The organism is Nonomuraea sp. NPDC049141, assembly GCF_040648415.1.
Taxonomy (GTDB): Bacteria; Actinomycetota; Actinomycetes; order Streptosporangiales; family Streptosporangiaceae; genus Nonomuraea.
Genome location: NZ_JBEZDR010000026.1, coordinates 202,273 through 210,823, shown reverse-complemented (window position 1 = coordinate 210,823; position 8,551 = coordinate 202,273). Strand labels below are relative to the sequence as shown.

Here is an 8,551-nt window from a genome sequence, read left to right as displayed (position 1 = left end):
CCGCCCCAGGATCAGCGCTCGCCCGAGCCGCGACCAGCTCGTGCACGCCCCCCACCTCAGGCAGCACCACCCCGGTCGCGTTGACCTCCCGCAGCGCCTGCAACTCAGCCGACGTCAGAGCAGGCAGCTCCGACAACAACCGATCGGGCCCGGCCACCACGGCGTCCAGCACCATCCACAGGTGCCCGGCCAGCCGCTCGATCGTCGCCTGGCCGAACCTGCCCAGGTCATACGCCATGCTGACGCCGAGCTCCGCCCCGGGGAACACGGCCACGGTGAGCGGGAAGTTGTTCCGCTCCAGCGCGAAGTTCTCCGACATCAGCAACGAGCCGGTCCCGCCATCGATCCCGGGATAGTTCTCGAACACGAACATGCTGGTGAACAGCGGCTGCCCCTTGGGCACCTCCGTCCACTCCTGGATGGCGGTCAGCGGCGTGTGCTCGAACCGGCGCGCCGCCACCATGTCCCGCTGCAGGTCACGCAGCCACGAAGTCACCGTCTCGTCTCGTGAGACCCGTACGCGGGCCGGGATCGAGTTCAGCAGCAGCCCGACCATCGACTCGACCCCGTCGAGGTGGTCGCCGCGGCCGGAGGTGGCCAGGCCGTAGACGATATCGTCACTGCCGGAGTAGGCCGACATCACCAGTGACCAGGCGCCCTGCACCAGGGTGTTGAGGGTCAGGCGGTGGTGGCGGGCGAACGCGGTCAGCGCCGAGGTGGCCTCGCGCGAGAGGTACGCGCGGTGGGTGTGGTAGCCGTGGTCGCCGGTCGGCCTCTCCACGTGCAGGTTGGTCGCGGACTCCAGCCCAGCCAGGCGGTCCCGCCAGTACGTCTCGGTCTCCGCGAGGGCGAGGGCGTGGTCCTGTCCCGTCACCCAGGAGACGTGATCGCGGAACGGCCGCCGTACGGGCAGTTCGGGCTCCGCCCCCATGGCGAAGGCGTGGTAGGCGTCGAGGAACTCGTTGAGCACCAGCGGGATGCTCCAGCCGTCCAGCACGGCGTGATGGTGGCTCCACACCAGTTGGTGCCGGTCCTCCCCCAGGCGGATCAGCATGAGCCGTACCAGGGTGGGCTGCTCCAGGTCGACGCCGCAGGCCAGGTCGGCGGCCAGGAGATCGGCCAGCTCCGCCTCCTGGTCCAGGTCGGACCAGTCCAGCACGTCGAGCGGCAACGACACCGCGCGCGACACCACCCAGACGGGGTTGGGCAGCCCCTCCCACATCGCGGTCGCGCGGAGCAGCTGGTGCCGTTCGAACATCAACTCCCAGGCCCGCACGAACGCACCCATGTCGAGGTCGCCATCGAGCAGCAGCCCGTTCTGCAGCCAGTAGATCCCGGGATCCAGCTGCGAGTGGAACAGCATGCCCTGCTGCATGGCGGTCAGCGGGAAGATGTCCTCGATGGGACCGGGTGACGTCATGACCGACCTCCGAATGGGGAACCAATACGCTGCTGGATCAGGTCGAGCGCCGACTGGTCGAGCCCAGCCAGGGGGAAGTCCGAGGGGGTGTATCCGGTGCCGGGCCGCAGGAGGCAGCCGTCGACGAGCGTGGCGAGCAGCTCGGCGTGGCGGAACGCCAGGCGGTCGGCGCTCACGCGGTCGTCGTGGGACCAGGTCATTTCGAGCCGCCCGCCGGTCAGCCGGCAGTCGATCTCGATCGGGTACGTCGGCGCCGGCGCGTGGCCCTGGACCGGCTGGAACAGTGCGTCGGCCCGGTGGTCCTCGCCGAGGTAGCCGAGCGACACTTCAGCCGGCCGCGAGGTCGGGGCCGCCGCCCGTACGCGCTGCTTCACCTGCTTGAGCGCGTCACCGGGAGCGGCGGGAAGGTCGTCGATGCGCACCTGCCGCAGCGTGGACAGGCAGCCCACGGTGCGCGCCAGGTCGGCGTCGCGGTCGTGGCCGGCCACGTCGACGGTGACGGGACCGCCCGCCCACTCGCGCAGGACGGGGACCAGCGGCGCCAGCAGCACCTCGGCCATCCGGACGCCGTGGGTGGCCAGCACCTCCGGCAGCAGCCCGGTCCGCTCGGCGGACAGTTCCGTCCGTACGATGCGTACCCGATGGTGTGGTCTCCCGTGTACGAGCGTGGGGGTGGGCGCCGTCCGCTCGGCCCAAGCCAGGACTGACGTGGCCGTCGGCGCGAGCCGGACGGCTTCGCCGCGCTCCAGCTGGGTGCAGGCGGTTTCCAGGTCGTCGAGCAAGAGCTGCCAGGACACCGGGTCCACCGCGATCCGGTGCACGGCCAGCAGGAGCGATCCCCCGTCGATCAGCACGCCGCGCAGCAGCGGCCCGTGGACCGGGTCGATGGCCGCGCACGCCTTCGCCTCCGAGGCGGACCCGGGCCCGGCCGCCGTCAGCAGCTCAGGATCGTCGCCGGCCGGTACGCAAGTCATCGCAGTCGCGTCCGGGCCGGTGAGCCGCAGGCGAAGCCCCTCGTGGTGATCGACCAGGGCCGTGAGCGCCGCCCGCAGCGTCTCCTCCGCGACCGGCCGGCGCAGGCGCAGGAGCCGCGTCTGCACGTGCCGCCCCGGCTCGGCCAGCCCGTACGGCGACAGCGTGCGCAGGAACGCGGGCAGCGGCGCCTCCCGCGGACCGGCGGCGGCGCGAGCCGGCTCGGCGGCGGCGCGGGCCAGCTCGGCGACGGTCTGGTGCTCGAAGACCTGGGCCGAGGTCAGCGTCAGCCCGGCGAGGCGGGCCCTGGCCACCATCTGGATGCCGGTGATCGAATCGCCGCCCAGCTCGAAGAAGTTGTCGTGGACGCCGACGTCGTCCCGCCCGAGCAGCTCGCCCCAGATAACGGCGAGCAGCCCTTCCTCGCGCGTGCGGGGCCCGGTCTCGGGGGCGGGTGCGGGAAGCCCGGGGAGCGAGGCGGGAGCGGGCAGCGCGGCGCGGTCGATCTTCCCGTTGGGGGTGAGCGGCAGCGCGGTCAGCAGCACGACGGCGGCCGGGACCAGGTAGTCCGGCAGCCGCGCGGCGGCGAACGCGCGCAGCTCCGCTTCCGTCAGCGGGGATTCGGCCCTGGGCACGACGTAGGCGACCAGCCGTCGGACGCCCGGCTGGTCCTCCCTGGCCACCACGGTGACACCGGCGACCGAGGGTTCGCGGGACAGGACGGCCTCGACCTCCCCCGGTTCGATGCGGAATCCGCGAATCTTGACCTGCTGGTCGGCACGGCCCAGGTAGCCGAGCGTGCTGTCGTCGTTCCGGCGGGCCAGATCGCCGCTGCGGTACATCCGGGCCCCGGCTGGACCGTAAGGGTCGGCGATGAAGCGTTCGGCGGTCAGCGCCGGCCGGTTCAGGTAGCCGCGGGCGAGGCCGGGGCCGGCCACGTACAGCTCGCCGTGCCCGGCGGGCCGCAACGCTTCGTCCAGGACGTGGACGCGCAGGTCGGGAAGGGCGGAGCCGATGGCGCCCGCGCCGGCCTCGGCCGCGCTCGCCCGGTCCAGGGCCAGGTGGGTGACGTGCACGGTGGTCTCGGTGATCCCGTACATGTTGACCAGGACGGTGTCGCGGCGCTCCAGCCCGGGATGGCCGGCGAACCACGCGTCCAGGCGCCCCAGGTCCAGCGCCTCCCCGCCGAAGATCACGTATCGCAGGGCGAGGGGGGCGGGGTCGTTCCGGTCGGCGTCCATCAGCGCGTAGAAGGCGGAAGGCGTCTGGTTGAGCACTGTGACGCGCTCGCGGGCCAGCAGGCGCAGGAAGTCGTCGGGCGAGCGCGAGGTCAGGTAGGGCACCACGACGAGCCGCCCGCCGTACAGCAGCGCTCCCCACAACTCCCAGACGGAGAAGTCGAAGGCGAACGAGTGGAACAGCGTCCAGACGTCGTCGGGTCCGAAGCCGAACAGCGGCTCGGTGGTGCTCATCAGCCGGATGACGTTGGCGTGCGACACCACCACGCCCTTCGGCCTGCCGGTGGAGCCGGAGGTGTAGATCACGTACGCCGGGTGCGCCGCCGCCAGCGGAATCGCCCGGTCGGCGTCGGTCAGGTCGTGGCCGGGATAGCCGGCCAGGCCCGCGAACGTCTCGGCCGTGACCGTGCAGGCCGGGCGCGCGTCCCGCATCAGGTGCGCGATCCGGTCGGCCGGGTGGCCGGGTTCGATCGGCACGTACGCGGCCCCGGCCTTCAGCACCGCCAGGATCGCGACGACCAGGTCCGCGCCGCGCGGGAGGGTGAGGGCGACGAACTCCTCCGGGCCCACGCCCTGAACGACCAGGTGCCGGGCCAGCCGGTTCGCCGCGCTGTTCAGCTCCGCGTACGTGAGATCCGTGCCCTCGGCACTGACGGCGACCGCGTCCGGGTACCGTGCCGCCACCGCCTCGAACGCGGCGGGAAGAGTGCGCGGGCCGTCATCGCCGGCCACCTGCTGTGCTGTCATCGGGGCCCCCGCCCTTCCACGGTTCGGTCCACTGCCGGGGGAGCTGGCGGGCCAGCCGGTGGAACCCGCCCGTCGTCACGACCGGGATCCGCGAGAACGGCCGCCCGGTGTCCGCCGCCACGGCGTCGAGTACGGTGATCAGATAGTTCGCGAGCCGGTCGGCCGCGGCTTCGTGGAACGCGTCGGTCCGGTAGCGGAACCGGCCGCCGAGCCGGTGGTCGCCGGCGTGGAGGACGAAGGCCAGGTCCACGTCGTCCGGGGTCGTGTCGGCGTAGGCCAAGGCGGCGCGCAGCCCGCGCGTCCACCGCCCGGCGCCGTGCCGCGACTCACCGGCGGTCGTGCTCTCGAACGCGAGATGGCAGGTGTCGGCCGCCGGGCTCGCGGTCAGGCCCGGCCGCACGCGGACCAGCACGTCCTCGAGCGAGGGTGTGCCGGTGAGGTCGAGTCGCAGGATCTGCCCACGCGCCGGGAGGCCCAGCGTCACGTGGTCCCACTCGCCGCACACCCCGATCAGCGCCGCGAACGTCGCCAGCACGAGCTCCGGCACGGTGGTTCGCAGCCGGTCGCCCGTCTCGCGCAGCGCCCGCCCGGTCTCGGCGGGGATGGCGAAGGCGTAGTTGGCCGCCGCCGAGCCGCCGGCGGTCGCACGTTCCGTCAGGGCACCGGGCACGACGGCCGCACGCTCCGCCGCCGCGTCGGGGACGCCGTCCCCCCGGTACAGCAGCGGCAGGCTCGGCAGCAGCGCGGCCAGCCCCCGGTCCAGGACCATGCTGAGCAGGTGGTCGTCCGCGCCGATGCGGACCAGCCAGCAGCGTGGCGCCGGTGGGGCGGCCGCGTCGAGGCCGGTCAGCGACTCCTCGGCGAGGATGGTGGCGACCACCTCGCCGGCCGCACGCGGGCCACGCGGCTCACCGCTCAGGTCGAGCACCGCGAAAGCAGGCTCACGCGGCGCGGCGAGCCGGGTCAGCGCCCCCTGCAGGGCCGCCACGTCCAGCCGCCCGGTGAGGCGCAGCGCGACGTGCGCCGCGACCGGCAGCGGTTGCGGGGTGAGCGGGGCCGGCGTATCCGGCCGGACCCGCTCGGTTTGACCTAGTTTCACGGCAGACTCCAATCCGGGCGGGCCGCGTAGCCAGGAGATGAGGGGCCTCAGCCCGATTCGGAGGTGGAACCGGCCGTCATGATCTCCCCCAGCTTGTCGGTGGAGCGCTGTTCGGCGTCGTCCAGGAAGCCGCTCGCCTGCATCGTGAACAGCTCGGCGTAGAGGCCGTCGGCGGCCATGAGGGCGTTGTGCGTGCCCTGCTCGATGATCTTTCCTTCGTTGAGCACGATGATCCGGTCGGCCGTGCGCACGGTGGAGAAGCGGTGGGAGATGAGCAGCACCGTCCGGTTCGCGTACAGGTCGCGGACGCTGTCGAACAGGGCCCGCTCGGCCCTGGCGTCCAGGGACGCGCTGGGCTCGTCGAGGATGACCAGCGGCGCGTTCCTGAAGAACGCCCTGGCCAGCGCGACCCGCTGCCACTGCCCGAGCGACAGGTCCTGCCCTGCCCCGAACTGCGGCGAGAGGATCGTCTCGTAGCCGTCTGGGAGCGTGGCCAGGAAGGCGTCGGCCCCGGCGGCGCGGGCGGCCTCGCGGATGTCGTCCAGGTCCGCCTGCTTGTCGATCGATCCGAGGCGGATGTTCTCCTCGGCGGGCAGCGCGTACCTGACGAAGTCCTGGAAGAGCACGGCGACCGTCTCCCGCCAGGCGCGGGAGTCGATGTCGCGCAGCTCGGTGCCGTCGACCTGGATCGAGCCGCCCTGCGGGAAGTACAGGCCGGCCAGCAGCTTGGCCAGGGTGGTCTTGCCGGAGCCGTTCTCCCCGACCAGGGCGATGACCTCGCCGGCCCGGATGGAGAACGAGATGTCGTCGAGCGCGGCCCGCTCCGAGCCGCGATAGGTGAACCCGACGTTCGCCAGCTCGATCCGGTCGAACGGCCCGGCCATGGGCAGGCCGGCCCGCTCTCTGGCGAGACTGGTCTCCTCGGCGAGGAAGGCGTTCAGATCGCGGACCAGCGGAGCCGACTCGAAGAACTCGTTGGTGCCGGCGATCATGTCCTGCATGCGCTGGCTGAACAGCACGAGCACGCCGGCGACGGTGGCGGTCTGGGCGAGGGTCAGGACGCTCGACAGGTTCAGCAGGATGAGGACGCCCGCCGCGACCGCGACCACCGCGTTGCTGCCGATGGAGGCGATCAACGAGGAGCGGAAGCGCCGCTGCAGCGTCACGGCCAGGGCTTCCAGCCGCCGCTGGGTGATCGTCCGCCAGCGCTGGGCCAGGTGCTGCGCGGTGTTGAACGCGCGGATCTCCTTGGCCGGCTCGCGGGTGGTCAGCAGGCTGAACAGGTAGTTGCGGTTGCGGTCGGCGGGCGTGGTCTCCGTGACGAACTCGAAGAACTGCTCGCCGCCGCGGATGCCGCCGATCCAGATCGGGATGATGACCGCCAGGACCACCAGGGCGATCCAGACGTTCACGGTGAGCAGCGCGGCCCAGATGGACACCAGCGCGAACAGCGCCTGAGTGATCATGATCAGGCTGTCCACCATGCGGGCAGGACGCGTGATAGCGCTGGAGGCGGCGCGCTGCAGCCGGTCGTGGAAGCCGGAGTCGTCGAAGTCCCTGAGCTCGGCCAGGCACGAGACCTTGAGGATCTCGCCGCAGACGTAGATGCTCGTCTGCTCGGTCAGCAGCAGGCGCCGGTTGGTGATGAACGCCTGGGCCACCAGGATCACCACGTTCGCGACGAGGAAGAGGATGATGTCGCGGGCCAGGCCCGAGGCGTCGAGGCCGGAGTTGGCCTGGATGAGCTCGGTCAGCACCTGCTGGATCTGCACGATCACCACGAAGATGCCGACGCTCTGCACCAGATCGGCGATCATCACCACGAGGAACTGCCGCGGGCTGGACCTCCACACCAGCCGGACGGCGCCGGCCATCAGGCCGAGGACCTCGCTGACCGGCGGCCGCCTGGAGCGGCCGCGCTTCGTCGGAGGACCTTCATGACCGCCCTCACGCGAGTGCACAGGGCCGTCCCCGCGCCCTTTCATCGGTTCCTCGCGATTGTCGCGCAATGCATGGGGGAACCTCCGCATTGTCGATTTCTTCGACTGGCCGCACTCGCGCACCAGGGAGCCGCATAATCAGCTCTGAGCCACTACCTGAGGGATAGTACCCACAACGACCGCGGAAACAATAGGTCTCAGCCAATTTAAATTGCCGGTCGGCAGCATTACTGAACAGGCCCCTGATAAGCCCTGTAAAAGCGCTGGAGTATCGCTGGTGAAATCGTCCATTGAGACCAGTTGAGCTGGGCTTACAGTAAACGATAGCGGCGTTCTGGCGGAATGCTGGTGATCCGCTGTCAGGTCTTCCTGAAGCGGGTCGCGGTCTCTATGGTGGAAGTCTAGACAGCCGGACCACGCGCCGAGGTCATCCTTGTTTCGCATTACAGCGGAGCGGTCTCCGGCCATTATTGCAAGGCTCGCCCGGCTATCCGTTGATTGGCTGCGGCGACTGCCGGATGAGCCCGCGCCGGAAAGTCCGGAGAGAAGGTCATGGACTCTGTCGACGGTTTCCGACTCGGAATGCAGAGGCTGGTCAGCGGGGTGAGCGTCATCACCGGGCGCTCGGCAGAGGGCCGGCCCTACGGCATCACCGCCACCTCGGTCTTCTCCCTCACCGTGGATCCGCCCAGCCTGGCGGTCGGCGTCAACCGGCAGACCCGGTTGGGCGGCATCGTCCCGGAGCTGAAAACGTTCTCGGTCAGCATTCTCGGCGACGGGCAGCGCGACGTCGCCGAGGCGTTCGCCGGGCGGATTCCCGGCATCAAGGGCGTCGACCGCTTCACCTATGGCAGGTGGTCCGAGGACTCCTCCGGTGTGCCGATCCTGCTCGACGCCGCCGCCTGCTTCGCGTGCGAGGTGGACGGGATCATGGAGCGTTCGACCCACTTCCTGCTGATCGGGGTCGTCACCGCTGTCCACGTCTCACCTGGCGACATCGCCCCGCTGGTCTACTTTTCCCGCGAGTTCGTCGATGTCAGGCACGGTGCCGCCGCCCAGCCGCCGTTGGCCAGGGAGCTGCACCGGGCCAACGGCGCGAACGGACTACCACCGGTCGCGGAACGATGAGACCGCT

The 8,551-nt window shown here is 71.0% G+C and carries 5 protein-coding genes; 1 reads left to right on the top strand and 4 read right to left on the bottom strand.

Translation table 11 applies throughout. The features are described from left to right. From AB0B91_RS52430 to AB0B91_RS52415, 4 genes are all read right to left on the bottom strand, one after another. Positions 1 to 1,420, bottom strand: a 1,420-nt coding sequence (locus AB0B91_RS52430) for a condensation domain-containing protein (protein ID WP_358338334.1), incomplete at its 3' end; no start/stop codon positions are given. After that, positions 1,417 to 4,377 carry an amino acid adenylation domain-containing protein gene (locus tag AB0B91_RS52425; protein WP_358338331.1) on the bottom strand — a complete coding sequence of 987 codons (2,961 nt, stop codon included), beginning with the start codon at positions 4,375 to 4,377 and terminating at the stop codon, positions 1,417 to 1,419. The genes AB0B91_RS52425 and AB0B91_RS52430, both read right to left, overlap by 4 nt. After that, the gene (locus tag AB0B91_RS52420; protein ID WP_358338328.1) at positions 4,349 to 5,476 is read right to left on the bottom strand and encodes a hypothetical protein; all 1,128 of its coding nucleotides are present in this window, start codon (positions 5,474 to 5,476) and stop codon (positions 4,349 to 4,351) included. Before AB0B91_RS52420 ends, AB0B91_RS52425 begins: the two co-directional genes overlap by 29 nt. 47 nt (positions 5,477 to 5,523) lie before the next feature. Further along, positions 5,524 to 7,437, bottom strand: coding sequence for an ABC transporter ATP-binding protein (locus AB0B91_RS52415; protein WP_358338326.1), 1,914 nt, complete (start codon positions 7,435 to 7,437; stop codon positions 5,524 to 5,526). A gap of 531 nt (positions 7,438 to 7,968) precedes the next feature. Here AB0B91_RS52415 and AB0B91_RS52410 point away from each other — a divergent pair. Further along, entirely contained in the window at positions 7,969 to 8,544 is a 576-nt protein-coding gene (locus AB0B91_RS52410) for a flavin reductase family protein (RefSeq protein WP_358338323.1), read from the top strand. Positions 8,545 to 8,551 lie beyond the last annotated feature (7 nt).